Raw genomic sequence first — 24,422 nt, forward strand, 5'->3', positions numbered from 1 at the left:
CGTACAGCGCACTACCCCTTGGGAGATCACCATGAAGGTCCTGATCAGCGGAGCCGGCATCGCCGGACCGGCGCTCGCGTACTGGCTGCAGCGCGCGGGCTTCACTCCGACCGTCGTCGAGTTGGCGCCGGGGCCTCGGCCCGGCGGGCAGACCGTCGATATCCGCGGCGTCGCGCGGGACGTCGTCGAGCGGATGGGCGTGATGCCGGCGATCAAGGCTCGGCAGCTGCACGAGAAAGGGCTCGCGTACGTGCGCGCCAACGGCAAGCGCGCGGCCGCGTTGCCCGCCGAACTGCTCGACGGCGCCGGGCCGGTCGCCGAGATCGAGATCCTGCGCGGCGACCTGTCGGAGGTGCTGCTCGCGGCGACGCCGGACGTCGAGTACCTGTACGGGGACTCGATCAGCGCTTTGTCCCAGAGCGACGAGGGGGTGTGGGTTTCGTTCGCGGGCGGTACGACGCGGGAGTTCGATCTCGTCGTCGGCGCCGACGGCGTGCACTCACGGGTTCGCGCGCTCGCCTTCGGGCCGGAGTCGGAGTTCGTGCACCACCTCGGGGGCTACGGGTCGTATTTCACGATCCCGGCGCCCGAGGAGCTCGACGGCTGGATGAAGATCCACACCGCGCCCGGCGGCCGGTGGGTCGGCCTGCGGCCTGATCATGATCCGCGCTTCGCTCGGGGGTTGTTGAGCTTTCGCTCTCCCGTGATCCGCTACAACCGGCGGGACGTGTCTGAGCAGAAGGCCTTGCTGCGCAGGACGTTCCGGGGTGTCGGCTGGCACACGCGGGAGATCCTCGACGGGATGGTTGCCGCTGACGACTTCTACTTCGACAGCACCAGCCGGGTCGTCGTACCGGAGTGGTCGCGCGGACGGGTCGTGCTGCTCGGGGACGCGGGGTACTGCGCGTCGCCGTTGGCCGGCTACGGAACGGCGATGTCGCTGGTCGGGGCGTACGTCCTGGCTGGAGAGTTGGTTGCCTCCGGCGACCATCGGCGCGCGTTCGCGGCGTACCAGCGGGTGATGCGGGAGTACGTCGTCCAGCGCAGCGCCCTGCCGCCGGGCGGGATCAAGCTGGCGATGCCCCGGACGGCGATCGGCATCCGGGCGCGGGACCTGATGACCGCGACCATGACGTCCAGGCCGCTCCGCGGCGTACTGGCGAAAGCCGCCGCGGCCCAGCCGGATGCGATCGAACTCGAGGACTACGCCGGGCTTCCGCACCAGCGGAGTGTCTCCCTGAGGTCAGTCGAGTGGTGAGACCCAGTCGGGGCTGCGGCCGAGGAGGGCGAGCAGGGTTTCGAAGTCGTCGGCGTCGCCGGGGACCTTGACCGAGCGTTCGAAGGCGGCCCCCGGGCCGCGGCTGCTCTCGGTGTCGGGGATCCGGCGGGCCAGGCTGAGCGCCATCTCGACCATGTCGATCGGCGGCTCGTACGGTACGTCGATCGCCCGCGCCAGGTCCCACGCGTGCACCACGCAGTCGAGCTGGTGGAAGGTCAGCGCGACCCGCCGCGGAAACGTCCCGAACTCGCGCACCTCGATCGGCCGGTCCAGCGCGCCACCATCGGCGAACGCCTCCGCGACCTTCACGTTGGACCGCCGGTAGGCACCCGCCGGGTTGTCCCCCAGCCGCCCACCGTTCCAGGTCTGCACAGGAGCCGACCCGTTCGCCGCCGCGGCCGCGAACCCCTCGTTGTCACTCACGATGTGCCGCAGAAGCCCCCGCACCGTCCAGTCCGGGCAAGGCGTCGGAAACCACATGTGCTCCGCCCGAACCTGCATCACCACCTCGCCGAGCACCGCCCCGGCCCGCCGATCCAGATCCCGGATGTCCATCCGCGCTCCCTCCAGTCGACCCGCCTTGCCCGAGCATAGGCCCGCCCCCACACCCCCGCGAGAAACCCGACACGGATCCACGGGATAACCCGCACACACCACGCCACCGCAACACCCGCCGACGCGGAACCTCCGCTCCCCGCCCCCTCCGCCCGGCGATCCACTCCAATGCACTTCCGGCCGCAGCGGCCCAGCCCCCAGCAACCTCCCCGGCCGCATCACCGCCGACCTCCCATCAGCACGCCGCCGCCCGAGCTGCCACCCGCACCACGCCCCGCTCGCCTCACCAGCCGCTTCCACCGCGATCACACCCCACCCATTTCCGGCCGCAGCGACCTCAGCTCCCAGCGACCTCCCCGGCCGCATCACCGCCGACCTCCCATCAGCACGCCGCCGCCCGAGCTGCCACCCGCACCACGCCCCGCTCGCCGACCACCAACACCAACCGCTACCGCCCGACCTCTCGCCGAGCGCCGCCGGCCGACCTCCCGGCACCACGCCGTTGCTCGCCCCACCACCCGCGAACACCGCGAACCACACCCCACGCACTTCCGGCCGCAGCGGTCCCAGCCCCCAGCAACCTCCCCGGCCGCATCACCGCCGACCTCCAGGGGGCACGCCCCCCGTACGACGCGCGAGTACGCCGTACAGAAAACTCAGCCCAGGTCGCGGACGCCCACGGCGAGGTCCTGGTCTATGTTGCGGCCGCCGTCCGGGTCGGCGGTGGGCGTGCCTGGGACGGAAGTGACGGTGTCCTCGAGGCGGATCGGGTCCACCCGGGAGAGGTTCTACGATGGTCCCCATGGGCTTCCAGATCGCCAACGAACCCGAGGCCGACCGTGTCCTCGACCAGTACCCGTTCGCCGTGCTCGTCGGGATGATGCTGGACCAGCAGTACGGCATGGAGCACGCGTTCCGCGGGGGCTGGAAGGTGCTGAGCCGGTTCGGCAACCTCGATCCGGCCGCGATCGCCGCTGCTGAGCCCGACGAGTTCAAGGCGCTCTGCAGTACGCCGCCCGCGATCCACCGCTTCCCGGGCTCCATGTCCGCGCGCCTCCAGGAACTGGCGGCTCTGGTCGAGTCCAAGTACGACGGCGACGTCACCCGTCTGTGGACCGAGCCCGACACCGGCAAGGAACTGCTCAAACGAGTCCAGGAGCTCCCAGGCTTCGGTAAGCAGAAGGCCCAGATCTTTGTGGCCCTGCTCGCCAAGCAACTCGGCGTCAAGCCGCAGGGCTGGGAGGCCGCCGCGGGCGACTACGCCCTCGACGGCTACCGCTCGGTCGCCGACGTCATCGACGCCGACTCCCTGCTGAAGGTCCGCGAGTACAAGCAGGCCAAGAAGGCCGCCGCCAAAGCCGCTGGCTGATCTGCTCGTACGTCGCTCACCCGAGTTCGCCGATCCTCGCACCGGTGCGCCCTGACTTCGGGCACACCCACCCGGGCCCGTCGTCGGTGAGTCGAGCCTCCAGCGGGTGCGATCCCGGATGCTCCGCGCACTCAGGCCAGGTAGCGGACCGTCCCAGACCCCACAGCTCCTCCAGGATGAACTCCTGCACCTGGTCTGCCACATGCACCACCCGCTCGGCGTCCCCGAACCAGCGTGGCGCCATCAGCCCGGTCCGCCCAGGCGCGGCTGCCGACATCATCCATACCGATTCGTAGTCGTACGAGTTGTCCACCGGCTCGTCCAGGACCCGCAGCGTCAACCCACCCGTCCGCTCCAGGTCCCGAACCACCAGCCCCAACGCATCCGCCAGAGAAATCTCCACGCCGTCACTCTAGGTTCAGAGCTTCGTCGTACGGGTCCGCCACAGCAGGTACACGAAGTACGGCGCGCCGATCATCGCGGTGAGCAGACCGGCCGGGATCTGGGCGGGAGCCAGCAGCGTGCGCCCCAGGCTGTCGGCGACCGAGACCAGCACGGCGCCCAGCAGAGCAGCCACGGGAAGCAGACGCGAGTGGCGCCCGCCGACCAGAGCCCGGGCAGCATGCGGAGCGACCAGGCCCACGAAGCCGACGACACCGATGGCCGAGACCGCGGCCGAGGTGAGCAGCGCGGAGGCTGCCAACGCCAGCAAACGCGTGCGTTCGAGGCGTACGCCGAGGATGCGCGGTACGTCGTCGTCCAGCGACAGCAGGTCGAGTTCGCGCCGGGCCAGTACGACGACCGGAGTCAGCACGAGGAGCGCCGCGGTGACCGGGATGACCTGCGGCAGCGTCCGTCCGTACGTACTGCCGGAGAGCCACGTCATCGCCATCGTGATGTTCCACGGGTTGGTGTAGACGATGACGAAGGTGATGATCGCGGTCGTCGCCGAGCTGACGCCGACCCCGATCAGCACCAGCCGGTCCGAACTGAGCCCACCCCTCCAGGAGACCAGGTAGACCAGCGCGAAGGTGCCCAGCGCGGCCGCGGAGGCGACGCCGGACAGGAGCCAGATGCCGGCCGCGGGCGCCAGCATCAGCGTGACGACGGCACCGACGCCGGCACCGCCGGTGATGCCGAGAATGCCCGGCTCAGCAAGGGGATTGCGGCACACGGCCTGAACGGTCGCGCCGGCGATCGCCAGCGCCGCACCACACAACACGGCCGACAGCACCCGCGGGAAGCGCTGGTCCAGGACGTACGTGATCGCCCGCCCGGACTGCCCGTTGACCCAGTTCGCGATGTCGCCGGTCCGAAGGAACGCGTCCCCGGCCAGCATCGCGAACACCAGCGCACCGACCAGCAGTACACCGAGCACACCCACGACGATCCAGAACGTCCGCAGGCTCCGCAGCCCGGACGACGCGCCGGACGGCGTACGGCTCGGTCCTGAGTCGCGGTAGCGCCGCGCCAGCCACACCAGCACGATCGCGCCGACGAGCATCGTCATGATGCCGGTCGGAATCTCCACGCCGGCCTGCCCACCGAGCACAGCCCGCAGTACGACGTCCGCCGCGAGCACCACGAGGATGCCCGACAGCCCGGACAGCGGCAGCAGCACGCGGTGCCGCATCAGCCCCGGCACCAACGGCGCCACCAGCCGAACGAGCACCGGCGCCACCAGCCCCACGAACCCGACCGGCCCGGCCACCGTCACAGCGGCCGCGGACAGCATCACCGTGACGAGCGTGATGAGCACCCGCGTACGCCGTACGCGCACGCCGAGGACCGCCGCGGTGTCGTCGCCCAGCGAGAGGATGTCGAGCCGCGACGCGAGCCACAACGCCGCGACCAGACTGATCGCGACGATCGGCGCCATCTGACCGACGGCGTCGAGATCGGTCTGGACGAGCGTCCCGCTCCCCCACGCGAAGGTCCCGACCGTCTCCTCGCGCCGCAGCAGCATCAGCAACGTCGTCACGCCGGACAACGCCATCGCCACCGCGGATCCGGCGAGGATCAACCGGGTCGGGCCCGACGTCCCACCAGCCGACAACGCCAGCACCAGTACGGCGGCCGCCAGCCCGCCCGCGAACGCGACCCCGCCCGCCGGCAGCACCGGCAGGTTGATCCCGAACGCGGCGACGACCACGACGGCCAGGTACGCGCCCGCGTTGACGCCGAGCGTGTCCGGCGACGCGAGCGGGTTGCGCGCGAGCGACTGCAGCCCCGCGCCGGCGACGCCGAGCGCGAGGCCGACCAGTACGCCGGCGAGCAGCCGCGGCAGCCGCGACGCGACCAGGATGTTGGCCGAGTTGTCGGTGCCCTGGCCGATCACCAGCCGGAGCAGGTCCCCGGCGCCGACCGACGAGGTCCCCTGCGTCAGGTGTACGCCGGCCAGGACGACGACCGCGGCCAGGGTGATCACGAACACCCCGGCGACGCGGATCCGCCGTACCGGCTGGAGGGCCTCGGCGACCTGGGGCCGCTCGGCGGTGACCTGGGTCAAGAGGTGACTGCCTGCACCGTGGCGTCGATGAACTGCTCGGTCGACTTCGGTCCGCCGAACATCCAGATCCCGTCGGACAGGCGGTGCACGCTGCCGGCCTTCACGAACGGCAGGTTCTTCCAGATCGCGTTCTTCGACAGGTCGCCGCCGAACACGTCACCGCCGTCGGCCGTCGAGGCGATGTACAGGAAGCTGCCGTCGCCGAGCTTGGTCAGGCCCTCGATGTCGGTCTGCGCCAGGCCGTAGTCGGGGTCGCCCGCGCCGGTCCAGTTGTTCTTCAGGCCGAGCTCGCCGGCGACCGCACCGAGCAGCGAGCCGCTGGTGAACATCCGGATCGAGATCGTGCTGCCTTCCTTGTACCCGTCGGCCATCGTGAAGCCCTCGCCGGCCTTGCCCGCGTCGGCGATCTTCTTCTTGCCATCGGCAACGGCCTGGTCGAACGCGGCGTTCGCCTCGGTGGCCTCCTTCGACTTGCCGATCGCGGCGCCGACCAGCTCCAGGTTCTTCTTCATCTGCGGGATCGCGTTCTTCGCGTCCGCACCCCGGACGACGAGCACCGGCGCGGCCTTCTCCAGCTGCGTGATCGTGTTCGCGGCCTCGTCGGTGGTGGTGATGATCAGATCGGGGTTCAGGGCAACGATCGCGTCGACACTGGCCTCGCCGCGGGTACCGACGTCCTTGACCCCGGCATCGAGTTTCGCCGCGGTCACCCAGGTGGTGTAGCCCTTCACGTCGGCGACGCCGACCGGCTGGACGCCGAGGGTGATCAGGTTCTCGATCACGCCCCACTCCAGGCCGACGACCTTGGTCGCGGGCTTGGGCAGATCGACCTTCTTGTTGCGCGCGTCGGTGACGGAGACCGGCTGGGCGGCGGCGGACTCGTTCGCCTGCGGCTCGGTCGGCTCGCTGGTGCCGCAGGCGGTCAGCGCGAGCAGGAGGCTCGCGGCCAGGACGGTGACTCTTCTCATCGGGTCCTCAGATGTCTTGAAGGCAGTGGTTTTGAAGGACGTGCCGGTGCAGGTGCCTGCCGACCGGCTGGGTGCTGATCCGCCCGGTGACCGGGTCGGTGCTGACGTCGATCCGGATCCCGTAGGTCTCGGTCAACGCGTCCGCCTGCAGGACCTCGCCCGGCGTACCGGTGGACCGGACCCGCCCTTGGTCGAGCAGGACGATCCGGTCGGCCACGTCGGCCGCCTGGTTCAGGTCGTGCAGTACGACGCCGACGGCAACGCCGTGCTCGTCGGCCAGGTCGCGCATCAGGTCGAGGATCTCGATCTGGTAGCGCAGGTCGAGGAAGGTGGTCGGCTCGTCGAGCAGCAGGACGCCGGTGTCCTGCGCCAGACAGGTGGCCAGCCAGACGCGCTGCAGCTCACCACCGGACAGTTCGTCGACGGCCCGCTCGGCCATGCTCGTGACGCCGGTGACGTCCATCGCGTGCTCGATCGCGGCGTTGCCGTCCGGGTCGTCGTTGCGCCAGCGCCCGCGGTACGGGTGCCGGCCGTAGCCGACCACGTCCCGCACGCTCACGCCGTTCGGCGTCGGGCGCGACTGCGAGAGCAAGGTCACCTTCCGTGCGAAGTCCTTCTGCGACAGCGCCAGCGCGTCCTCGCCGTCGGCGAAGCACACGGTCCCCGCGTCCGGCTTGTGCAACCGCGCCATCGCCCGCAGCAGCGTCGACTTCCCGCTCCCGTTGGGCCCGACCAGCGCGGTCACCCCCGCCGGCTCGATCCCCAGCCCGGCCTCGTCCACGACCAACCGCCCGTGGTACCCCAGCCGCAACCCGGCGCCCGTCAGCCCCACCGACTCTCGCATGGCCGCAGGATAGCCTTACCTAACCACCCATGTCAGCTTCGCAGACGGTGATCATCCCTTCACAGCAAGGCGCGTCGACTGACGGCCACCGATCATCCTCAGCCGACGAACGCGATCGCGTTGCCGTCCAGGTCGCGCACGATGAAGTCGGTGCCACCCCACGCCTGTTTGGTCAGCTTCTGCACGATCTCGGCCTCAGCGGCCAGATACTCCGTGTAGAGCTCGCGGACGTCCGGCGTCTCGACGAACGCCATGATGAGCCCTTCCCGTTCCACGACACCGGCCGCGAACACCGGCTCGTGCACCAGCTTCAGGTGCAAGGTCGCGCCGTCGCGCGACACCGATCCGTAGAACGGCGGGTTGCCGTGCAAGAAGCCGATCCGGAAGCCGAGCCGGTCCCGGTAGAACGTGGCCGAGGCGTCGACGTCGGCGACGTACAACACCGGCTTGGCACTCGCGACTGCCGTGTCCTGAGACTCCGGCTGCTCACTGGTCGGCGGCGCCGCTTCCGTCCTCGCCTTGAGTTCGGCCCAGCTGGCGCAGCCCGCTTCGAGGGCGATGATCTCCTGGGCTTCGGTCAGGGGAACTTCAGCGCGAGTGCTTCGCGGTCGGACAACGTGCGATACCGCGCGAGCTGCCGGATGCGGCCGCCGATCGAGAAGTTCCCGTCGCGGTGCCAGCGAACGAGCAGTTTCGCCTGCTTCTTGTACGTTTCGAGCTTGGGCATGGCGCTCCCTCTTCGTTCATGAAGTAGGTGGGCCTCGCCCTTTCGGCTGCTGTGCCGTTGCGCCCTACGACCGGGTTCGAACCCGCGCCTGCGACGCCGAGATTATCACAACGCCCTTTGCCGGCCAGGAGAAACCAGAGCACGTTTGCCCTTCTACAGTTCGGCGGCCAGGCGGGTGCCTTGGGCTATGGCTCGTTTGGCGTCGAGTTCGGCGGCTACGTCGGCGCCGCCGATGACGTGGACTGATTGGCCTTGGGCGCGGAGGGTTTCGGCGAGGTCGTTCACGGGCTCCTGGCCGGCGCAGATGATGACGTTGTCGACTTCGAGGGTGCGGGGGTTCTCGTGGCTGGGGCCGAAGGTGAGGTGGAGGCCCTGGTCGTCGATGCGTTCGTAGTTGACGGAGCGGAGTTGGGTGACCTGCTTGTTCTTGAGGGCGGCTCGGTGGACCCAGCCGGTGGTTTTGCCCAGGTCGCTGCCGATCTTGCCCGGTTTGCGTTGGAGGAGGTAGACCTCTCGCGGGGAGGGGTCGGGGTGGGGTTCGACCAGGCCGGCACGGTCTTCGACCGGGTTGCCTACGCCCCATTCGGATTTCCACAGCGCCAGGTCGAGGGTGGGTGACGCGGCGGTGGTGAGGTACTCGGTGACGTCGACGCCGATGCCGCCGGCGCCGATGACGGCGACCGCGCGGCCGACCGGGCGCGAGTCGCGGACGAGTTCGGCGTACGAGAGGACGCTCGGGTGGTCGATCCCGGGGATGGACGGGATGCGCGGGACCACGCCGGTGGCGATGATGACCTCGTCGAACGCCGTCAGGTCCTCGGGTGTGGCGCGGTGGCCGAGGTGGAGTTTGACGCCGGTCAGGTCGAGGCGGCGGCGGTAGTAGCGGATCGTCTCGGCGAACTCCTCCTTGCCGGGGATCCGGCGGGCGATGCCGAACTGGCCGCCGATCTCCTGGTCGGCCTCGAAGAGTTCGACCTCGTGGCCGCGCTCGGCGGCCGTGACCGCGGCGGACAGTCCGGCGGGGCCGGCGCCGACGACCGCGACCTTCTTCGTACGGCGGGTGGGCAGCAGCACCAGTTCGGTCTCGCGGGCGGCGCGGGGGTTGACCATGCAGCTGGCCGGCTTCTTCGCGAAGACGTGGTCCAGGCAGGCCTGGTTGCAGGCGATGCAGACGTTGATCTCGTCGGCCCGCGCATCGCTTGCCTTGAGCACCCACTCGGGGTCGGCCAGGAACGGCCGCGCCAGGCTGACCAGGTCGGCGTCGCCGCGGGCGAGGACCTCCTCGGCGACCTGGGGCAGGTTGATCCGGTTCGAGGTGACGACGGGGATGTTCACGTGCGGCCGGAAGGCGGCGGTGACGGAGGTGAAGGCGGCGCGCGGGACCGACGTGACGATCGTCGGGACGCGCGCTTCGTGCCAGCCGATGCCGGTGTTGATGATCGACGCGCCGGCCGCTTCGATCTCCTTGCCTAGGGCAATCACCTCGTCCCAGGTCTGGCCGCCTTCGACGAGGTCGGCCATCGAGAGCCGGTAGATGATCAGGAACGACGGGCCGACGCGTTCGCGGGTCCGGCGGACGATCTCGACGGCGAGGCGGCGGCGGTTCTCCGGCGTACCGCCCCACTGGTCGGTACGGCGGTTGGTGCGCTCGGCAAGGAACTGGTTGATGAAGTAGCCCTCGGAGCCCATGATCTCGACGCCGTCGTACCCGGCCTGCTGCGCGAGCGCGGCGCACTCGACGTACGCGTCGATCTGCCGGCGGACGCCTCGGTCGGACAGGGCGCGGGGGCGGAACGGGTTGATCGGCGCCTTCAGCCGCGAGGCCGAAACACTGAAGGGGTGGTACGAGTACCGCCCGGCGTGCAGGATCTGTAGCGCGATCCGGCCGCCCTCGGCGTGCACGGCGTCGGTGACGATCCGGTGCTTCCGCGCTTGCCGGCGCGAGGTGAGGCGGGAGCCGAACGGCGTGAGCCAGCCGGTGCGGTTCGGCGCGTAGCCGCCGGTGACGATCAGGCCGACGCCGCCGCGGGCGCGCTCGGCGAAGTACGCCGCGAGCTTCGGCAGGTCGCGCGCCCGGTCCTCGAGACCGGTGTGCATCGAGCCCATGATCACCCGGTTGGGCAGCGTGACGTGGCCGAGATCCAGTGGTGCAAGCAAGGTCGGGTACGGGGAAGTCATCGGGGGCCTTCCGGTCGCAGGGCCTGGAGGACCTCGTCGCACCAGTCGGTGAACGACTGCTCGGCGCGGACGCCGCCGCGGAGTACGAGGTACTGGTGCAGTTCACGTCCCGACAGCGTCGAAGGCTTCGGGAAGTCACGGTGCTCGATCGCCTGGTACGCCGCCAGCCGCGCGGCGTGCTCGTCGCGGTGCCGCTCGACCTCACGCCGTACGGCGTCGAGATCGCCGAGGGACGCTCCGCGCAGCTTCACGCCCAGCTCGTCGCGCAGCACGGTCGGCTCGATCGGCTCGGCCAGCCAGCGGGTGAGTTCGGCACGCCCCGCGTCGGCGACCCGGTAGACCTTCTTGTCCGGCCGGCCCTCCTGCGCGACGTCGGTGTGGGTGACCCAGCCGGCCTCTTCCATCCGCCGCAGCACTCGGTAGATCTGCTGATGCGTCGCCGCCCAGAAGAACCCGATCGACCGGTCGAACCGGCGGGCCAGCTCGTACCCCGATCCCTCCCGCTCACTGAGTGAGACCAGCAACGCGTGCTCGAGCGCCATCACGACCACCTCCTGATGCGGCCAGCGTACCTATGCAACTGATTGCAGTGCACCTGATTGCATCACAGGTCACAGCGAGGGAACACCCCGTACGGGAGAATGGTTGCTGGAACTGATTGCTGTTTTCGAGCCGAAGGACTTCCGATGGACCACGCCCACCCGACCCGGACCACGCTGCCCGGCATCGGCACCCGCTACGACCTCGTCACCGAGGGCGGCAAGCACGTGTCGATCGTCGTCCACGAGGACGGGCGCCGGTTCCTGGGCTTTCACGATCCCGACGACGACGACAACTGCACGAACTCGGTCCCCCTGGACCCGGCCGAGGCCGGCGCGCTGGCCCAACTGCTGGTCCCGACGCCGATCGACCCGCTGCGCAACGACCTCGAGATCGACCTGGTCACCGAGCAGATCCCGATCACCAGCCGTTCGCCGTACTCGGGCCGGACGCTCGGCGACACCCAGGCCCGGTCGCTGACCGGCGCCTCGATCGTGGCCGTCCTGCGGCGGACCGGCGCGACGCCGTCGCCGGCCCCGGACTTCCGGTTCACGATCGGCGACACGCTGGTCGTGGTCGGTACCCGCGAAGGTGTGGACGCTGTCGCCGACCTGATCTCGGGAGGCTGACGTGCACGACATGACGATGCTGCTGATCGAGCTCGGCGCGGTGATCCTTGCCCTGGGCATCCTCGGCCGGATCGCCGGCCGGGTCGGCTTCTCGCCGATCCCGCTGTACCTGCTGGCCGGGCTCGCCTTCGGGCACGGCGGGCTGCTGCCGCTCGACGCGAGCGAGGAGTTCGTTGCCACCGGCGCCGAGATCGGCGTCATCCTGCTGCTGTTGCTGCTCGGGCTGGAGTACACGGCGGCCGACCTGGTCAGCACGCTGAAGACGCAGTACCTGTCCGGTGTCGTCGACTTCGTCCTGAACGCTCTGCCGGGTGCGGCCGTTGCCTTGATGCTCGGTTGGGGTCCGGTCGCGGCGGTCGCGCTGGCCGGTGTCACCTGGATCTCGTCGTCGGGCGTGATCGCGAAGGTGGTCGGGGATCTCGGGCGGTTGGGTAACCGCGAGACGCCCGTGATCCTCGGGATCCTGGTGCTCGAGGACCTGTCGATGGCGGTCTACCTGCCGATCCTGACCGCGCTGCTGGCCGGCGTCGGGCTGGCCGGTGGGAGCATCACGCTGCTGATCTCGCTGGGCACGGTGAGCATCGTGCTGTTCGTCGCCCTCCGGTACGGGCGGGTGATCAGCCGGGCCGTCTCGTCGGACAACCCGGAGATGCTGCTGCTCGTTGTCCTCGGTCTGACACTGCTGGTCGCGGGCATCGCGGCGAAGCTGCAGGTGTCGGCGGCGGTCGGCGCGTTCCTGGTCGGGATCGCGTTGTCGGGCGAGGTCGCGCACGGTGCGCGGAACCTGCTGAGCCCGTTGCGGGATCTGTTCGCGGCGGTGTTCTTCGTGTTCTTCGGACTGAGCACGGATCCGGCCGACATCCCGCCGGTGCTCGGCGTCGCGCTGGCGCTCGCGGTGTTCACTGGACTGACGAAGATTCTCACCGGCTGGTACGCCGCCAGGCGCGCGGGGATCAAGCCGGCCGGGCGGTGGCGCGCCGGTGGGACGCTGGTCGCGCGCGGGGAGTTCTCGATCGTGATCGCGGGGTTGGCCGTTGGCGTCGAGCCGCGGCTGGGGCCGCTGGCGACGGCGTACGTGCTGATCCTGGTGATCATCGGGCCGATCGCCGCGCGGTACACGGAGCCGGTCGCGAAGAAGTTGTCGGGGCTGCGCAAGACCGCTCCCCCGGCACTCCCCGCCGGCGGACCCGCCGAGGAGCGCCTCGACGACCCGGCCAACACCGGGAGCTGAACGCCCACCACTCACTAACCCCACGGCCGCGGTCGTCGCTCACGCTCAGAGCAAGGCGATCGCGGCGGCTTCGCGGAGGTTAGTGAGTGGTGGGCGTCCGGTGGTTGGCTCGCTGGTTGACCTCGGCGAGCTCGACCGTCTGCTGGATTCGCCGGGTGCGCGTCTCGGGGCGCTTGGCGAGGGCGATCCACTCGAGGATGACGCGCTTGGACGACGGCGGGAACTTCGCGAAGTGCCGGCCTGCTTGCTCGTTCCGGTCGAGCTCCGTCTGGAGGTCGGCCGGGACGATCAGGTCCTGGGCCTCGGCGAGCACGTCCCACACTCCGGTCTTCTGGGCCCGCTCGATCACGGCGATCCCTGCCGGCGCCATCAGCCCATCGGCCGTCAGCCGGGCGACACGCTCGCGGTTCACCTTGCTCCAGGTGCTGCGCGGGTTCCGCGGGGTGAAGCACTGGTACGTCGTGGAGTCGTCGCGCCGGATCGTCTTGCTGTCCACCCACCCGAAGCACAACGCGTGCTCGACCGCCGCGACGTAATCCACGACGTCCTCGGCGCCTCGGCCCACCACCAGCCACACGGCCCGCTCGGTCTCCCCGTTGGCCGCGAGCCAGGCGCGCCACTCCGCCACATCCGCCGGCCGGACCGCCAACGCGTCCGACATCTCCGTCTTCGCCACCGTGCTGCTCATCTCCGGGGTCCTCTCGCTTGCCGTCTGATCCCACTCTCCCGCAGATAAGTGCTCACCCAATGAGCACTTATTGTGGAGGATGATCGGGTTCATGGACGAGACACCGGACATCGAGCAGTACTCCGACGAGAGCCGCGCGGCGCTCCGCCTGCGTACCGACGAGTTGATCGAGGGCCTGCGCGCGCACGCCGAGGTGCTGGTCGGTCTGCGCGGCGGTAGCGCCGAGCGGGAGGACCTGTTCACCGAGAACGAAGCGCTCGGGAAACTGCTCGGTGCGTGGGACGACGCCGTGCTCGACCACACCGGGACCGTGGTGCCGTCCGGCGGGTACGACGACGACGTTCTCGCTGACGAGGAGGACGAGGAGGACGGCGGCCCCGTCGGCGTGCTGACGCTGGTGACGCGGGTCGATCTGGGCGTGCGCGACACCGCCGAGTTGCTGAACGCCGGGCGGGCGGCGCACCGGCGGCTTCAGCCGGAGGAGAGCGAGGCGGACGCGCTCGTCGCGATCGGCGACGAGGCGCAGGCGGTGTACGCGCTGCTGCACGAGGCGGGTGAGCCGTGGCTCGAGCTGCCGGGGACCGGCCTGCTGGCGGCGACCCGTCTCTACGTCGAACCGGAGGACTACGCGATTCCGGGCGACGAGGACGAGGACGGCTTCTCCCCCGAGGCAATCGTCGAGGAGGTCGCCGTCCCCGAAGGAACGCTGTTGTTCAGCGAGTCCTGGGGCTAGAACAGGGCGTCGCCGCGTTCCAGGTCGAGGAGTTGCTGTTTGCGGGGCAGGCCGCCGCCGTACCCGGTGAGACTGCCGGACGCGCCGATCACCCGGTGGCACGGGACGATGATGCTGATCGGGTTCTTGCCGTTGGCCAGGCCGACGGCTCGCGACGCGGTCAGTGGCTTGCCGAGGGCAACGGCCAGTTCGCCGTACGTCGTGGTGGTGCCGTACGGGATGGCGAGCAGGCCGGTCCAGACCTCTTGCTGGAATGGCGTTCCGGCCGGCGCGAGCGGGACGTCGAAGGTGGTGCGCTCGCCGGCGAAGTACTCCGCCAGCTGGTCGACGACCTTGGGCAGGATCGAGTCGTCGCGGGCGCCGAAGGCTTCGATGGGCGGGCGGTGGCGGTGCTGCTCCATGTAGAGGCCGGTCAGTTCGTCGTCGGGTGAGCCGACGAGGGTGAGATCGCCGATCGGGCTCTCGAGTACGGCGTACGGCATGTCAGGGGCGGGCGATGCGGTAGAGGACGTGACGCCGCAGGCGGTGGCCGGGCTCCAGTCGTGAGTGGTCGAAGTCGTCCGCCTCGTCGTGCGTCATGCCGATGCGTTGCATGACGCGCTGGGACGGCAGGTTGGTGGTCGCGGTGAACGAGACGATCTCGTCCAGCCCGAGCGGTCCGAACCCGTACGCCAGTGCGGCCCGGGCCCCCTCGGTCGCATAGCCGTTGCCCCAGGCATCCTTCGAGAGCCGCCAGCCGATCTCGACGGCCGGGGTGAAGGGCGCCTCGAAACTCGCGACCGACAGCCCGGTGAAGCCGATGAACCGGCCCGTCTCGAGCACCTCCACCGCCCACCAGCCGAACCCTCGCTCGACGACGGCCCGGGCGGTCCGGTCGACCATCTCGTCGCTCTGCTCGCGGGTCAGCATCGCCGGGAAGTGCTCCATCACCGCCGGGTCCGCGTTCAGGGCCGCGAACGGCTCCTTGTCGGCCTCGGTCCACTGGCGCAGCAGCAGCCGCTCGGTCCGCAACTCGGTCATCTCACTCCGTCGGGATCTTGTTGATGGCATGGTCTCCGGTCGCCCACAGGTACTGGACGGCGTACGCACGCCACGGCCGCCAGGCCCGGGCGTGCTCGATCAGCGGTTTGGGGGCCTCGGGCAACCCGAGGTCGCGGGCGGCGTACCGGATGCCCAGATCGCTGGCCACGAAGGCGTCCGGGTCGCCGAGCGCGCGCATCGCGATCGACTCGACCGTCCACGGGCCGATCCCGGGCAGTTCGGCGAGCTGTGCCCGGGCCTGGTCCCAGTCGCTGCCGGCGCCGAGGTCGATCTCGCCGGCCGCGAGGGTCGCGATCAGCGTGGTCAACGTCGTACGGCGGGACTTCGGGAACGCCAGCGTCTCCGGATCGAGCCCGGCCAGCGCCTGCATCGTCGGGAACAGGTGCGTCAGCCCGCCGGCCGGGTCGTCGATCGGTTCGCCGTACGCCTGGACGAGACGGCTCGCGTGCGTCCGCGCGGCGGCCGTCGACACCTGCTGACCGAGCACGGCCCGGACGGCGAACTCCTCGCCGTCGACCGTCCGCGGCACGCGCCGGCCGGGCGCCTTCGCGATCAGCGGTGCGAGGAACGGGTCCTCGGCGAGCAGCTCGTCGACGGCGATCGGGTCGGCGTCCAGGTCGAGCATCCGGCGGCAGCGGCTGATCGCGATCGCGAGGTCGCGCTGGTCGGTCAGCGACAGCTGGCAGGCGATGTGGTCGGGCATCGGGCTCAGCGAGACGACGCCGTGGCCGTGCGGGAGCCGGAGGGTGCGGCGGTAGGCGCCGGTGTACCACTCCTCGACACCCGGTACGCCGGTGGCGATCAGGTGGCCGAACAGGTTGTCCGGGGTGAGCGGCGCGCGGAACGGGAGCCGCAGCGAGATCGTGCCGGGGGCGGTCGGGTGCGAGCCGCGCTTGGCCCGGCCGCGCAGCTCACTCGGCGAGAGTGCGAAGACTTCCTGGACGGTCTCGTTGAACGTACGCACGCTGGAGAAGCCGGACGCGAACGCGACGTCGGCCATCTGCAGGTCGCTGGTCTCGATCAGCATCCGCGCGGTCTGCGCGCGCTGCGCCCGCGCGAGGGCGAGCGGGCCGGCGCCGAGCTCGGCGTGGAGCTGGCGCTGGACCTGGCGGACGCTGTACCCCAGCTGGGTCGCGAGGCCCGGTACGCCGTCGCGGTCGACGACGCCGTCGCTGATCAGCCGCATCGCGCGGGCGACCAGGTCGGCGCGGTCGTTCCACTCCGGGGACCCCGGGCTGGCGTCGGGGCGGCAGCGTTTGCAGGCGCGGAAGCCGGCCTGCTGGGCCGCGGCCGCGCTCGGGTAGAACCGCATGTTCTGGACCTTCGGCGGGACCACCGGGCAGCTCGGCCGGCAGTAGATCTTCGTGGTCAGGACCGCGGTGAAGAACCAGCCGTCGAACCGCGCGTCCTTGGACTGGACCGCTCGCACGCACCGCTCGACACATTCGTACACCTCCCCAGCATCGCTGGTCGCGCCGACAACTCCTAGCGGTTTTGCGCCATCAAGGTGACCGGTCGGGTAGCAGGAAAACGACGGCAGGATCCGGCGGCGCGAACCCGCCAGCTTCTGGGTGCCGCGGCGGCTGAACTGGAGGGGAAGCGACGGACAACCAGGAAGTTGATGATGATGAACGACCTTACGGGCAAGCTGGTACTCGTGACCGGCGGGAGCCGTGGCATCGGCGCCGCTTCCGCGATCGCGCTGGCAGTGGCGGGTGCCGATGTGGCGATCACCTACCAGAGCGCGGCCGACGAGGCGGCGCAGGTGGTGAAGCAGATCGAGGCGGCTGGGCGGCGGGGGTTCGCGTTCCAGGCGGATGCTGCCGACGCGACTGCCGTGGAGGAGACGGTCGCACGGGCGGTCGACGCGCTGGGTGGGCTCGATGTGCTGGTCAACAACGCCGGCGTCGGGTCGAGCGGGATGATCTCGGACGTCGCGTTGGAGGAGGTCGACCGGGTTCTCGCGGTGAACGTGCGTGGGGCGTACGTCGCTGCGCGGGCGGCCGCTGCGCGGTTGTCGGACGGTGGGCGGATGATCCACGTCGGCAGCACGATCGCTTCACGGAACGCGGGACCGGGGATGACGCTGTACGCGCTGAGCAAGTCGGCGGTGGTCGGGATGAGCAAGGGACTCGCGCGGGACCTCGGTCCGCGGGGGATCACGTCGAACGTCGTACAGCCCGGGCCGACCGACACGGCGATGAACCCGGCCGACGGCCCGTACGCCGAGGCGCAGCGCGGCGCGCTCGCCCTCGACCGCTTCGGGACGACCGACGAGGTGGCGGCGCTGATCGTCTACCTCGCCGGGCCGACCGCGGCGTACATCACGGGCACCGAGCTGACGATCGACGGCGGCCACGCCGCCTGAGTGGGCGGGGCGGCGCCACTGTCGGTGGGGGCCTCTACGGTGACCGGATGAAGTTCTCGGTGACGTTCGGGGCTGTGGGTGACGGGCGGGATCCGCGCGGGCTGGCGGAGCTCGCCCGGATCGCCGAGGAGTCGGGGTGGGACGGGGTGTTCCTGGAGGACTATCTCGCGTACCAGGGCGACACCTCGCTGCCGACGTACGACCCGTGGATCTGTCTGGCGGCGATGGCGTGTGCGACAAGCTCGGTGCGGTTGGGTACGACGGTGACGCCGCTGCCGCGGCGGCGGCCGTGGAAGGTCGCGGCCGAGGCGGTGGCGCTGGATCACCTGTCAGGTGGGCGGATGATCCTCGGCGTCGGGATCGGGGATCCGGCGGATCCGTTCCTCGACGGGGTGAGCGATCCGCGCGTGCTGGCGGAGATGCTCGACGAGGGCCTGGCGGTGATCGACGCGCTGTGGTCCGGCGAGCCTGTTCACCACCAGGGAAAGCACTACCAGCTCGACGGCGCCCAACTGACCGCGCGCCCGCTCCAGCACCCCCGCATCCCGATCTGGATCGGCGGCAACCTGCTCGTCCCCGCCGTACGCCGACGAATCCTCCGGTGGGACGGCTCCTGTGCCTACAAAGGCCCGACCACGGCCTCCCTTCCGATCCTCCCCGAGGACGTCAGCGCCCTGAGAGCCGAACGAGGCAACGACTTCGACCTCAAAGTCAGCGGCGGCGACCCGAGCGCCTTCGCCGCAGCCGGCGCCACTTGGTGGGGCCGCTGGATCGCCCCCGGCCCTCGCGCCGAAGCCGAACAGATCCTCCGAGCCGGCCCGCCGAAGCTCTGACATGCCCGACCTGATCATCCTCCGAGGCAACTCCGCCTCCGGAAAGTCCACCCTCGCCCTGGAGCTCCAGCGCGCCCTCGGCCCCGGTACGGCGAACGTCGGCCAGGACCACCTCCGCCGGGTGATCCTCCGCGAGCACGACGTCCCCGACGGCGACAACATCACCTTCATCGCCGACGCCGTGCGTTCCTGCCTCCGCCTCGGCTACACCACGATCCTCGAAGGCATCCTCTACTCCCCGCACTACGGCACGATGCTGCGCAGGTTGCTTGCGGAGCACCCGGGTACGACCCACGTCTTCTACCTGGACGTTCCGCTGGACGAGACGCTGCGGCGGCACGAGCTGAAACCGATGACGGTCCCCGCGAGCAAGCTGCGCGAGTGGTACCACCGGCTCGACCTGCTGGGTGTCGAGGGCGAGATCACCGTCGACGGGTCGCCCGGCTTACCAGAGGTCCTCGCCGTACTGCTCGACGGGATCGGCCCGGTCACCGCTCCGCAACAAGCCCTCGACCCGGACCGCTTCGTCTAGCTGAAGGTCAGCCCTGGGCGGTCGGGCGGATGCTGAGCTCGCCGATCTCGACGTCGTCAGGCTGCTCGACGGCGAAGGCGATCGCGCGGGCGACAGCCTCCGGAGGCAGGGCGGACTCCCGCATGTTGTCACGGATCCGTTCGCGGATAGTTGCATCCGGCATCGAGTCCGCGAGGTTGGTGCGCACGTACCCCGGTGAGATCGCGGTAGTGCGCAGGACGCCGTCGGTGGACTCCTGGCGCAGGCCCTCGAGCAGCGTACGGACGGCGTTCTTCGTCGCCGCGTAGACCGCCATCGTGGGGGTGATCTTCAGGCCGGCGGTCGAGACGGTCGTCACCAGATGGCCTCGGCCCTGTTCGCGGAACACCGGCAGCGCGGCGGCGATGCCGTTCAGGACACCGCGGAGGTTGACGTCGATCATCGCCGTCCAGCCGTCGGTGTCGAGGTCGGCGACCTGGCTGATCGGGGCGATCCCGGCGTTGCTCACCAGGACGTCGAGCCGGCCGAACCCGTCGACCGTCGTACCGACCAGCCGGTGCAGGTCCTCGGCCCGCGTGACATCGACCGGACAGCTGAGCGCGTGACCGCCCGCGTCCCGGATCTCCTGCGCGATCGTGTCGATGCGATCGGTACGCCGGGCCGCGAGCACGACCGCGGCGCCGCGGCCGGCGAGCAGCCGGGCAGTCGCTTCGCCGATGCCGCTGCTCGCGCCGGTGATGGCCACGACGGTGCCGTCGAGGGTGGACATTCAGGACCTCCCGATAGAGTGGACACGTGTCCGTTTCTTCTCCAGCGTAGCGGACACGTGTCCGTTTACAACCCGAACCGCCAGGAGCCGTGTGTGAGCACCACCCCGCGCCGGTCCGACGCCACCGCGAACCGGGCCCGGATCATCGAGGTCGCCCGGGCCGCGCTCGCGGAGTCCGACGACGTCCGGCTGAACGCGATCGCCAAGCGCGCCGGGATCGGCCAGGGCACGCTCTACCGGCACTTCCCGACCCGCGAAGCGCTGCTCGCCGAGGTCTATCGGCGTGACGTGGACGAACTCGTGTCCGCCGCGCCGGCACTGCTGGCCGAGCGCGAACCGGTGAGCGCACTGGCCGCTTGGCTCGACCGGGTGGTCGACTACGCCGAGGTCAAGCGCGGAGTCCTGGCCGCGCTCGAATCAGCCGCCTCCCAGGACCTCTTCAACCACAGTCAAGGCCCGATCGCCGACGCCCTCACCGTGCTGCTCGACGCCGGCAAGAGGTCCGGGGACTTCCGCCAGGACGTCGACGCCCGGGACGTCATCCTGCTCATCGCCTACCTCAGCCGCCTCGACCAGGAGGAGTGGGACGCTCGCGCCCGCCCGCTGATGCGCATCGTGCTCGACGGGGTTCGTCACAGAGAGCAGTAGGCGCTCCGACTGTTGACAACGCAGCTTGCCGGGGGTGAGACTGCGGGGGAATTTTAACGTTCAAACGCCCGGCTGGTGAGGGGGTTCGGTGGCTACGCTCAAGCAGGTCGCGGCACATGCCGATGTTTCCGTGCAGACCGTTTCCAATGCGCTGAACGCTCCGCACCGGTTGCGGCCGGACACCCTCGAGCGCGTGACCCGGTCGATCGAGTTGCTCAACTACCGGCCCAATCGTAACGCCCGATCGTTGCGGACCAGTGCGGTCGAGCTGATCGGGTACTGCGTGCCCAGCTGGCACGGTGGGCAGGCGCACCTGGTGATGGACCAGTTCCTGCACGCGTTGTGCGCGGCGGCAGAGACGACCGGGCGGCACATCTTGTTGTTCACGGCACCGGCCGGTGCGGACGGGATGTCGGTGTACGACGACCTGCACGCGCGGCGGCTGGTCGACGGGTTCGTGCTGTCGCAGACCGAGACGCACGATCCGCGGCACGGGTGGTTGAAGGACCAGCGGATCCCGTTCGTGTCGTTCGGGCGGGTGTGGAAGGAGTCGACCCAGCCCGGGCCGTACGTCGATGTCGACGGTGCCGGTGGGTGCGCGATGGCGACACGGCACCTGTACGACGGTGGGCGGCGGCGGATCGGGTTCCTCGGGTGGCCGCGGTCGTCGGGGCTGGCGGAGGACCGGCTCGCCGGATGGCGTGATGCCTGCGTCGAGCTGGGGCTGCCGGTGGACGGACTCGCGGTGCACTGCGTCGAGGACACCTTCGACGAGGGTGCGCGGGGTGCCGCTTCGTTGCTCGACGCACCCGAACCGGTCGACGCGATTGTTGCCTTGAGCGACGTACTGGCCCTGGGCGCGCTGCGCGAGCTCAACCGGCGCGGGCTGGCCGCCGGGACCGAGGTCGCGCTGACCGGGTTCGACGACTCGCCGCTGGCGTCGGTCGTCTCGCCGGCGCTGACCACGTTGCGCCAGCCGATCGACCTGATCGCCAACGAACTGATCGACATCCTGACCGGCCCGGACCTGTCCGAGGAGCCGGTCGAACGCCTGCTGCAACCCGAACTGATCGTCAGGGGCAGCTCAGCCCCCGGCTGATGACGCGGCGCGCGAGAGTGCCGCGAGAAGGAGGAATCCTGTCATGACACCCCGCCCGACAACCTCCCAACCACCCGGTCGCCGCCGAACCCGTACGGCGGGCGCCGGACTGATCGCCGCAGCTCTCCTGGTGACTGTGGCGACGCAAGCCTCTGGCGCACCACCCACCGCAGACCCCGCGCTCTCCGCGCTGCGCGCGGAGAGCGCGGGGAAGGGGACGGGTGGGCCTGGCGCCCCCGACGCCACCGCAAGCGGGGCGGAGAGCCGCGCTGGCGCGCAGGGCGCCACCGGTGCTGAACTCTCTGAAACCACTCGGCTTTCCGACCGGCGGTCTCTGGTGGTTGGGGATCGGGCCTACGCGATGGGAGATGAGACCGGTCTTTACCCCGCGACCGGTTGGCACACGCGGGGGGAGATGGGTGGGATCTGGTCTCAGCCCATCAAGCTTCTGGACGGGATCTGGTTCGGGGTGGACGGGGGCTGGCTCGGGAAGCAAGTACCGGCGAGCAAGTACACCAGCGGCCACGGCTACCAGCGGATCGACTACGGCAACGGGGTTCAGCGGACGGACTTCGTGCCGGACGGGGTCCGGGCGACCGTGGTCGGGCTCACCTTCAAGGCGAAGCAGGCCAAGACCGTCAAGCTCGATGTCGACGCGCACTCCGAGCTGATGCCGGCTTACCCGTGGGGTGGGACCACGCCCAGCGCCGGGCAGGCGAACCTCCAGGACACCGGCTCGTACGGCGACGGGGTGCTGAGGTTCCGCGATCAGGGGACCTCGCCCATCACCAACGCGACCAAGCACGACTACAACGCGGTCGTCGGCTCGTCGCTGCGTCCGACCGGGCACGCACTGGGCGCCGATCATCGCGGCCCGCAGGACCCGACGGTCGTGTGCCCGATGGACGGCACTCCCCCGGCGCACTGTGACGACTCGGCGGTCGGCAAGGGCACCGGCGGGCGCCTGACGTACAGCGTGAAGCTGAAGGCCAACCAGGAGACCACGGTCTGGTTCGCCGTGGCCGGGTCGGACGAAGGGAAGCCGGCCGCCGAGCGCGAGTACCGGAAGGCGATCGGCAACCCCGAGAAGTTGCTGAAGGCAAAGACCAACGCGCGGGAGCAGATCGCCCGGCAGTCCGCGGTCGACCTGCCCGGCGACAAGCTGCTGCAGCAGAGCGTCGAGTGGAGCAAGCAGAACCTCGCCGACTCCGTGCAGGAGGCCCGCGACCTGCAGATCCGCGACGTCAACGAAGGCAAGGACTACCCGAAGCCGGCCGGCACGGTCGACAGCGCCCGCTGGTTCGGCGCCGGGTTCCCCGACTACCCGTGGATCTTCGCGACCGACGGCGAGTACACGTCGTACGCCGCGGTCGCGGCCGGTCAGTTCGACACGGCCAAGGAGCACCTCGAGTCCCTGCAGGAGATCAGCGATCTGCTGAACAACCGCAGCGGCAAGGTCGCGCACGAGATCGTGCCGACCGGCGACGTCTACTTCGGCTCCAACCAGAGCGCGGGCAACACCGACGAGACGGTGAAGTTCCCGAGCATCGTCGCGCTGCTGTGGCGCTGGACCGGCGACGACCGGTTCCGCGACCGGCTGTACGACTTCAGCGTACGCAACCTGAAGTACGTGTACCGCGAGCTCGACAAGGACAACGACGGCTGGCTCGAAGGACTGGCCAACGTCGAGCGCAACGGCATGGGCTCCGAGAAGCTGGACAGCACGGTGTACCTGGCCCGCGGACTGCGTGACCTCGCCGATCTCGCCGCTTCGAAGCGCGACCGGCAGACCCAGCGGTGGGCGACCGCGAAGGCCGACGACCTGGAGAAGCGCTTCGAGACCCAGTGGTGGGTCCAGCAGGCCTTCGGGTACGCCGACTCGGTCGACGACCCGGCGGATCCCGCGAACGACAACAAGCCGATCTTCCAGCGGCACTGGACCGGCGTCACCCCGATGGAGGCCGTGCTCACCCGCCCCGGCAAGCCGGACGCTCCCCTGGCCTCGCCCGAGCACGCGAAGATCGCGCTCGACCAGCGCGAGAAGGCCTGCTACACCGGCGAGTTCGGCCTGTTCCACACCGGCACCGGCCCGACCGCGGACGCGGCCGGCAACCCCGGCGCCTCGTGCGACAGCGTGGTCTCGGCGGTGAAGAGCGAGCGCGCGATCTTCTCGCTCAACACCTCCATCATGGCCGTTGCCGAGGGCAACTTCGGGCGGCTGGGCCAGAACCAGCAGCAGGTCTACACCACCGGCAACGCCCGGATCCAGCTCGACCCGAAGGTCTGGGAGACCCCCGGAGCGATGCCGGAGATCGCCCCGTCACCGGACGCGCCGGCGAACATCGACCGGCCGTTCACCGACCGCTCGATGGCACTGCAGGCGTGGGGCGCGTACGGCGTACTCTGGCCGGTCGTGCACCAGCAGCTCGGTGTCGACCCGGATCTCGGTCACGGCCAACTGGCCGTCGTACCGCAGATCCCGGGCGGTCAGCACAAGGTGGCCGGGAGCAACATCAAGGTCGGTCGCGGTGCGGTCGACGTGTCCGCACGCCTTGAAAACAAGGAGTTGCGGACCGACGTGAAGGTCAAGGGCGTGCGCGCCGCCGTGACGATCGGTGCGGTGCTGCCGGCCGGGGCGAAGGTGGCGAAGGTTTCGGTCGACGGCCGGAGCACTTCGTACCAGTTGGTGACGACCAGTCGCGGGACCGAGGTTCACACCGCGGCGCGTGGATCCTCGACCAGTGTGAGGATCACGCTGAAGTAGCGAGCGGACGAAGCGCTGGGCCCCTCAGAGTATGAGTCGGAGGGGCCCAGCACAGCTGAAGGGACAGTGACGTCTCCAGCTTCCCGAAGCAGGCCGTTGCGCCCGGCAGACCCCGTCACCGGTCTACTCGGTGGGGATC

General features: G+C 70.1%; 25 protein-coding genes. 11 read left to right on the forward strand and 14 right to left on the reverse strand.

Translation table 11 applies throughout. The features are described from left to right. The first annotated feature begins 31 nt into the window (after nucleotides 1–31). Nucleotides 32–1,258 carry an FAD-dependent monooxygenase gene (locus HDA39_RS22750; RefSeq protein WP_184798185.1) on the forward strand — a complete coding sequence of 409 codons (1,227 nt, stop codon included), beginning with the start codon at nucleotides 32–34 and terminating at the stop codon, nucleotides 1,256–1,258. Here the strand turns inward: HDA39_RS22750 and HDA39_RS22755 are convergent. Further along, nucleotides 1,244–1,834 (reverse strand): TIGR03086 family metal-binding protein, encoded by a 591-nt coding sequence (locus HDA39_RS22755; protein ID WP_184798187.1) that lies wholly within the window; start codon nucleotides 1,832–1,834, stop codon nucleotides 1,244–1,246. The genes HDA39_RS22750 and HDA39_RS22755 overlap by 15 nt on opposite strands. An 802-nt stretch (nucleotides 1,835–2,636) precedes the next feature. Here HDA39_RS22755 and HDA39_RS22760 point away from each other — a divergent pair. Further along, nucleotides 2,637–3,203, forward strand: a complete 567-nt coding sequence (locus tag HDA39_RS22760; RefSeq protein WP_184798189.1) for an HhH-GPD-type base excision DNA repair protein — start codon at nucleotides 2,637–2,639, stop codon at nucleotides 3,201–3,203. Nucleotides 3,204–3,219: 16 nt separating this feature from the next. Here HDA39_RS22760 and HDA39_RS22765 read toward each other — a convergent pair whose 3' ends face one another. The 8 genes from HDA39_RS22765 to HDA39_RS22795 all read right to left on the reverse strand — a co-directional run bounded on the left by HDA39_RS22765 (nucleotide 3,220) and on the right by HDA39_RS22795 (nucleotide 10,971). Then, nucleotides 3,220–3,606, reverse strand: a complete 387-nt coding sequence (locus HDA39_RS22765; RefSeq protein ID WP_184798191.1) for a hypothetical protein — start codon at nucleotides 3,604–3,606, stop codon at nucleotides 3,220–3,222. A 15-nt stretch (nucleotides 3,607–3,621) separates the two neighbouring features. Further along, a complete protein-coding gene (locus HDA39_RS22770) occupies nucleotides 3,622–5,712 on the reverse strand; it encodes an iron ABC transporter permease (RefSeq protein WP_184798193.1) in 2,091 nt (696 codons plus the stop codon). Beyond that, nucleotides 5,709–6,680 carry an ABC transporter substrate-binding protein gene (locus tag HDA39_RS22775; RefSeq protein ID WP_184798196.1) on the reverse strand — a complete coding sequence of 324 codons (972 nt, stop codon included), beginning with the start codon at nucleotides 6,678–6,680 and terminating at the stop codon, nucleotides 5,709–5,711. Before HDA39_RS22775 ends, HDA39_RS22770 begins: the two co-directional genes overlap by 4 nt. Nucleotides 6,681–6,687: 7 nt before the next feature. Continuing rightward, the gene (locus HDA39_RS22780) at nucleotides 6,688–7,524 is read right to left on the reverse strand and encodes an ABC transporter ATP-binding protein (protein WP_184798198.1); all 837 of its coding nucleotides are present in this window, start codon (nucleotides 7,522–7,524) and stop codon (nucleotides 6,688–6,690) included. Nucleotides 7,525–7,622: 98 nt separating this feature from the next. Further along, entirely contained in the window at nucleotides 7,623–7,967 is a 345-nt protein-coding gene (locus HDA39_RS41865; RefSeq protein WP_202893100.1) for a VOC family protein, read from the reverse strand. 134 nt (nucleotides 7,968–8,101) lie between these two features. Then, a complete protein-coding gene (locus HDA39_RS41870) occupies nucleotides 8,102–8,251 on the reverse strand; it encodes a hypothetical protein (RefSeq protein WP_202893101.1) in 150 nt (49 codons plus the stop codon). 153 nt (nucleotides 8,252–8,404) lie between these two features. Next, nucleotides 8,405–10,429, reverse strand: coding sequence for an NADPH-dependent 2,4-dienoyl-CoA reductase (locus tag HDA39_RS22790; protein WP_184798200.1), 2,025 nt, complete (start codon nucleotides 10,427–10,429; stop codon nucleotides 8,405–8,407). Then, on the reverse strand, nucleotides 10,426–10,971 hold the full coding sequence (locus tag HDA39_RS22795) for a PadR family transcriptional regulator (RefSeq protein WP_184798202.1): 546 nt from the start codon (nucleotides 10,969–10,971) through the stop codon (nucleotides 10,426–10,428). Before HDA39_RS22795 ends, HDA39_RS22790 begins: the two co-directional genes overlap by 4 nt. A gap of 144 nt (nucleotides 10,972–11,115) precedes the next feature. Here HDA39_RS22795 and HDA39_RS22800 point away from each other — a divergent pair, with 144 nt between their 5' ends. Further along, nucleotides 11,116–11,598 carry a cation:proton antiporter regulatory subunit gene (locus HDA39_RS22800; RefSeq protein ID WP_184798204.1) on the forward strand — a complete coding sequence of 161 codons (483 nt, stop codon included), beginning with the start codon at nucleotides 11,116–11,118 and terminating at the stop codon, nucleotides 11,596–11,598. A gap of 10 nt (nucleotides 11,599–11,608) precedes the next feature. Then, nucleotides 11,609–12,829 carry a cation:proton antiporter gene (locus HDA39_RS22805; RefSeq protein ID WP_202894005.1) on the forward strand — a complete coding sequence of 407 codons (1,221 nt, stop codon included), beginning with the start codon at nucleotides 11,609–11,611 and terminating at the stop codon, nucleotides 12,827–12,829. Between the two features lie 79 nt (nucleotides 12,830–12,908). Here the strand turns inward: HDA39_RS22805 and HDA39_RS22810 are convergent, their stop codons facing one another. After that, nucleotides 12,909–13,517 (reverse strand): YdeI/OmpD-associated family protein, encoded by a 609-nt coding sequence (locus HDA39_RS22810; RefSeq protein ID WP_184798208.1) that lies wholly within the window; start codon nucleotides 13,515–13,517, stop codon nucleotides 12,909–12,911. 91 nt (nucleotides 13,518–13,608) lie between these two features. Here HDA39_RS22810 and HDA39_RS22815 point away from each other — a divergent pair, with 91 nt between their 5' ends. After that, nucleotides 13,609–14,250 (forward strand): hypothetical protein, encoded by a 642-nt coding sequence (locus tag HDA39_RS22815; RefSeq protein WP_184798210.1) that lies wholly within the window; start codon nucleotides 13,609–13,611, stop codon nucleotides 14,248–14,250. On the opposite strand, the gene HDA39_RS22820 is transcribed toward HDA39_RS22815, so the two are convergent. From HDA39_RS22820 to HDA39_RS22830, 3 genes are read right to left on the reverse strand one after another with little or no spacing between them, the layout of a single operon-like run. Beyond that, nucleotides 14,247–14,732, reverse strand: a complete 486-nt coding sequence (locus HDA39_RS22820) for a methylated-DNA--[protein]-cysteine S-methyltransferase (protein ID WP_184798212.1) — start codon at nucleotides 14,730–14,732, stop codon at nucleotides 14,247–14,249. The two genes, HDA39_RS22815 and HDA39_RS22820, sit on opposite strands and share 4 nt — an antisense overlap. Nucleotide 14,733: 1 nt before the next feature. Next, nucleotides 14,734–15,270 (reverse strand): GNAT family N-acetyltransferase, encoded by a 537-nt coding sequence (locus HDA39_RS22825; RefSeq protein WP_184798214.1) that lies wholly within the window; start codon nucleotides 15,268–15,270, stop codon nucleotides 14,734–14,736. 1 nt (nucleotide 15,271) lies between these two features. Further along, nucleotides 15,272–16,720 carry an AlkA N-terminal domain-containing protein gene (locus tag HDA39_RS22830; protein ID WP_337925852.1) on the reverse strand — a complete coding sequence of 483 codons (1,449 nt, stop codon included), beginning with the start codon at nucleotides 16,718–16,720 and terminating at the stop codon, nucleotides 15,272–15,274. A 198-nt stretch (nucleotides 16,721–16,918) separates the two neighbouring features. Between HDA39_RS22830 and HDA39_RS22835 the strand changes: the two genes are divergently transcribed. Genes HDA39_RS22835 through HDA39_RS22845 form a run of 3 tightly spaced genes read left to right on the forward strand, consistent with a single transcriptional unit; the run spans nucleotide 16,919 to nucleotide 19,024 of the window. Continuing rightward, complete coding sequence (locus HDA39_RS22835; RefSeq protein WP_184798218.1) at nucleotides 16,919–17,659, forward strand: SDR family NAD(P)-dependent oxidoreductase; 741 nt, start codon at nucleotides 16,919–16,921, stop codon at nucleotides 17,657–17,659. A 47-nt stretch (nucleotides 17,660–17,706) separates the two neighbouring features. Further along, nucleotides 17,707–18,492, forward strand: coding sequence for an LLM class flavin-dependent oxidoreductase (locus tag HDA39_RS22840; RefSeq protein ID WP_184798220.1), 786 nt, complete (start codon nucleotides 17,707–17,709; stop codon nucleotides 18,490–18,492). 1 nt (nucleotide 18,493) lies between these two features. Beyond that, complete coding sequence (locus HDA39_RS22845) at nucleotides 18,494–19,024, forward strand: AAA family ATPase (protein ID WP_184798222.1); 531 nt, start codon at nucleotides 18,494–18,496, stop codon at nucleotides 19,022–19,024. Nucleotides 19,025–19,031: 7 nt separating this feature from the next. On the opposite strand, the gene HDA39_RS22850 is transcribed toward HDA39_RS22845, so the two are convergent. Continuing rightward, entirely contained in the window at nucleotides 19,032–19,772 is a 741-nt protein-coding gene (locus HDA39_RS22850) for an SDR family oxidoreductase (RefSeq protein ID WP_184798224.1), read from the reverse strand. Between the two features lie 93 nt (nucleotides 19,773–19,865). Here HDA39_RS22850 and HDA39_RS43795 point away from each other — a divergent pair, with 93 nt between their 5' ends. The 3 genes from HDA39_RS43795 (at nucleotide 19,866) to HDA39_RS22865 (ending at nucleotide 24,283) form a co-directional block, all read left to right on the forward strand. Beyond that, nucleotides 19,866–20,420: an SbtR family transcriptional regulator gene (locus tag HDA39_RS43795; RefSeq protein ID WP_184798226.1), complete on the forward strand. Its 555-nt coding sequence runs from the start codon at nucleotides 19,866–19,868 to the stop codon at nucleotides 20,418–20,420. Between the two features lie 88 nt (nucleotides 20,421–20,508). Continuing rightward, the gene (locus HDA39_RS22860) at nucleotides 20,509–21,519 is read left to right on the forward strand and encodes a substrate-binding domain-containing protein (protein WP_184798228.1); all 1,011 of its coding nucleotides are present in this window, start codon (nucleotides 20,509–20,511) and stop codon (nucleotides 21,517–21,519) included. 415 nt (nucleotides 21,520–21,934) lie between these two features. Further along, entirely contained in the window at nucleotides 21,935–24,283 is a 2,349-nt protein-coding gene (locus HDA39_RS22865) for a glucosidase family protein (RefSeq protein WP_238356125.1), read from the forward strand. Nucleotides 24,284–24,422 lie beyond the last annotated feature (139 nt).

Source organism: Kribbella italica, from assembly GCF_014205135.1.
Lineage (GTDB): Bacteria > Actinomycetota > Actinomycetes > Propionibacteriales > Kribbellaceae > Kribbella > Kribbella italica.

Bases quoted from the DNA above. Each gene is read 5' to 3' on its own strand.
- HDA39_RS22755 (WP_184798187.1), bottom strand. From the start codon at position 1,834: ATGGACATCCGGGATCTGGATCGGCGGGCCGGGGCGGTGCTCGGCGAG.
- HDA39_RS22845 (WP_184798222.1), top strand. From the start codon at position 18,494: ATGCCCGACCTGATCATCCTCCGAGGCAACTCCGCCTCCGGAAAGTCC.
- HDA39_RS22795 (WP_184798202.1), bottom strand. From the start codon at position 10,971: ATGGCGCTCGAGCACGCGTTGCTGGTCTCACTCAGTGAGCGGGAGGGA.
- HDA39_RS22820 (WP_184798212.1), bottom strand. From the start codon at position 14,732: ATGCCGTACGCCGTACTCGAGAGCCCGATCGGCGATCTCACCCTCGTC.
- HDA39_RS22800 (WP_184798204.1), top strand. From the start codon at position 11,116: ATGGACCACGCCCACCCGACCCGGACCACGCTGCCCGGCATCGGCACC.
- HDA39_RS22775 (WP_184798196.1), bottom strand. From the start codon at position 6,680: ATGAGAAGAGTCACCGTCCTGGCCGCGAGCCTCCTGCTCGCGCTGACC.
- HDA39_RS22760 (WP_184798189.1), top strand. From the start codon at position 2,637: ATGGGCTTCCAGATCGCCAACGAACCCGAGGCCGACCGTGTCCTCGAC.
- HDA39_RS22750 (WP_184798185.1), top strand. From the start codon at position 32: ATGAAGGTCCTGATCAGCGGAGCCGGCATCGCCGGACCGGCGCTCGCG.
- HDA39_RS22865 (WP_238356125.1), top strand. From the start codon at position 21,935: ATGGGTGGGATCTGGTCTCAGCCCATCAAGCTTCTGGACGGGATCTGG.
- HDA39_RS22805 (WP_202894005.1), top strand. From the start codon at position 11,609: ATGACGATGCTGCTGATCGAGCTCGGCGCGGTGATCCTTGCCCTGGGC.
- HDA39_RS22790 (WP_184798200.1), bottom strand. From the start codon at position 10,429: ATGACTTCCCCGTACCCGACCTTGCTTGCACCACTGGATCTCGGCCAC.
- HDA39_RS22825 (WP_184798214.1), bottom strand. From the start codon at position 15,270: ATGACCGAGTTGCGGACCGAGCGGCTGCTGCTGCGCCAGTGGACCGAG.
- HDA39_RS22810 (WP_184798208.1), bottom strand. From the start codon at position 13,517: ATGAGCAGCACGGTGGCGAAGACGGAGATGTCGGACGCGTTGGCGGTC.
- HDA39_RS22815 (WP_184798210.1), top strand. From the start codon at position 13,609: ATGGACGAGACACCGGACATCGAGCAGTACTCCGACGAGAGCCGCGCG.
- HDA39_RS22850 (WP_184798224.1), bottom strand. From the start codon at position 19,772: ATGTCCACCCTCGACGGCACCGTCGTGGCCATCACCGGCGCGAGCAGC.
- HDA39_RS22840 (WP_184798220.1), top strand. From the start codon at position 17,707: ATGAAGTTCTCGGTGACGTTCGGGGCTGTGGGTGACGGGCGGGATCCG.
- HDA39_RS41870 (WP_202893101.1), bottom strand. From the start codon at position 8,251: ATGCCCAAGCTCGAAACGTACAAGAAGCAGGCGAAACTGCTCGTTCGC.
- HDA39_RS22780 (WP_184798198.1), bottom strand. From the start codon at position 7,524: ATGCGAGAGTCGGTGGGGCTGACGGGCGCCGGGTTGCGGCTGGGGTAC.
- HDA39_RS22835 (WP_184798218.1), top strand. From the start codon at position 16,919: ATGAACGACCTTACGGGCAAGCTGGTACTCGTGACCGGCGGGAGCCGT.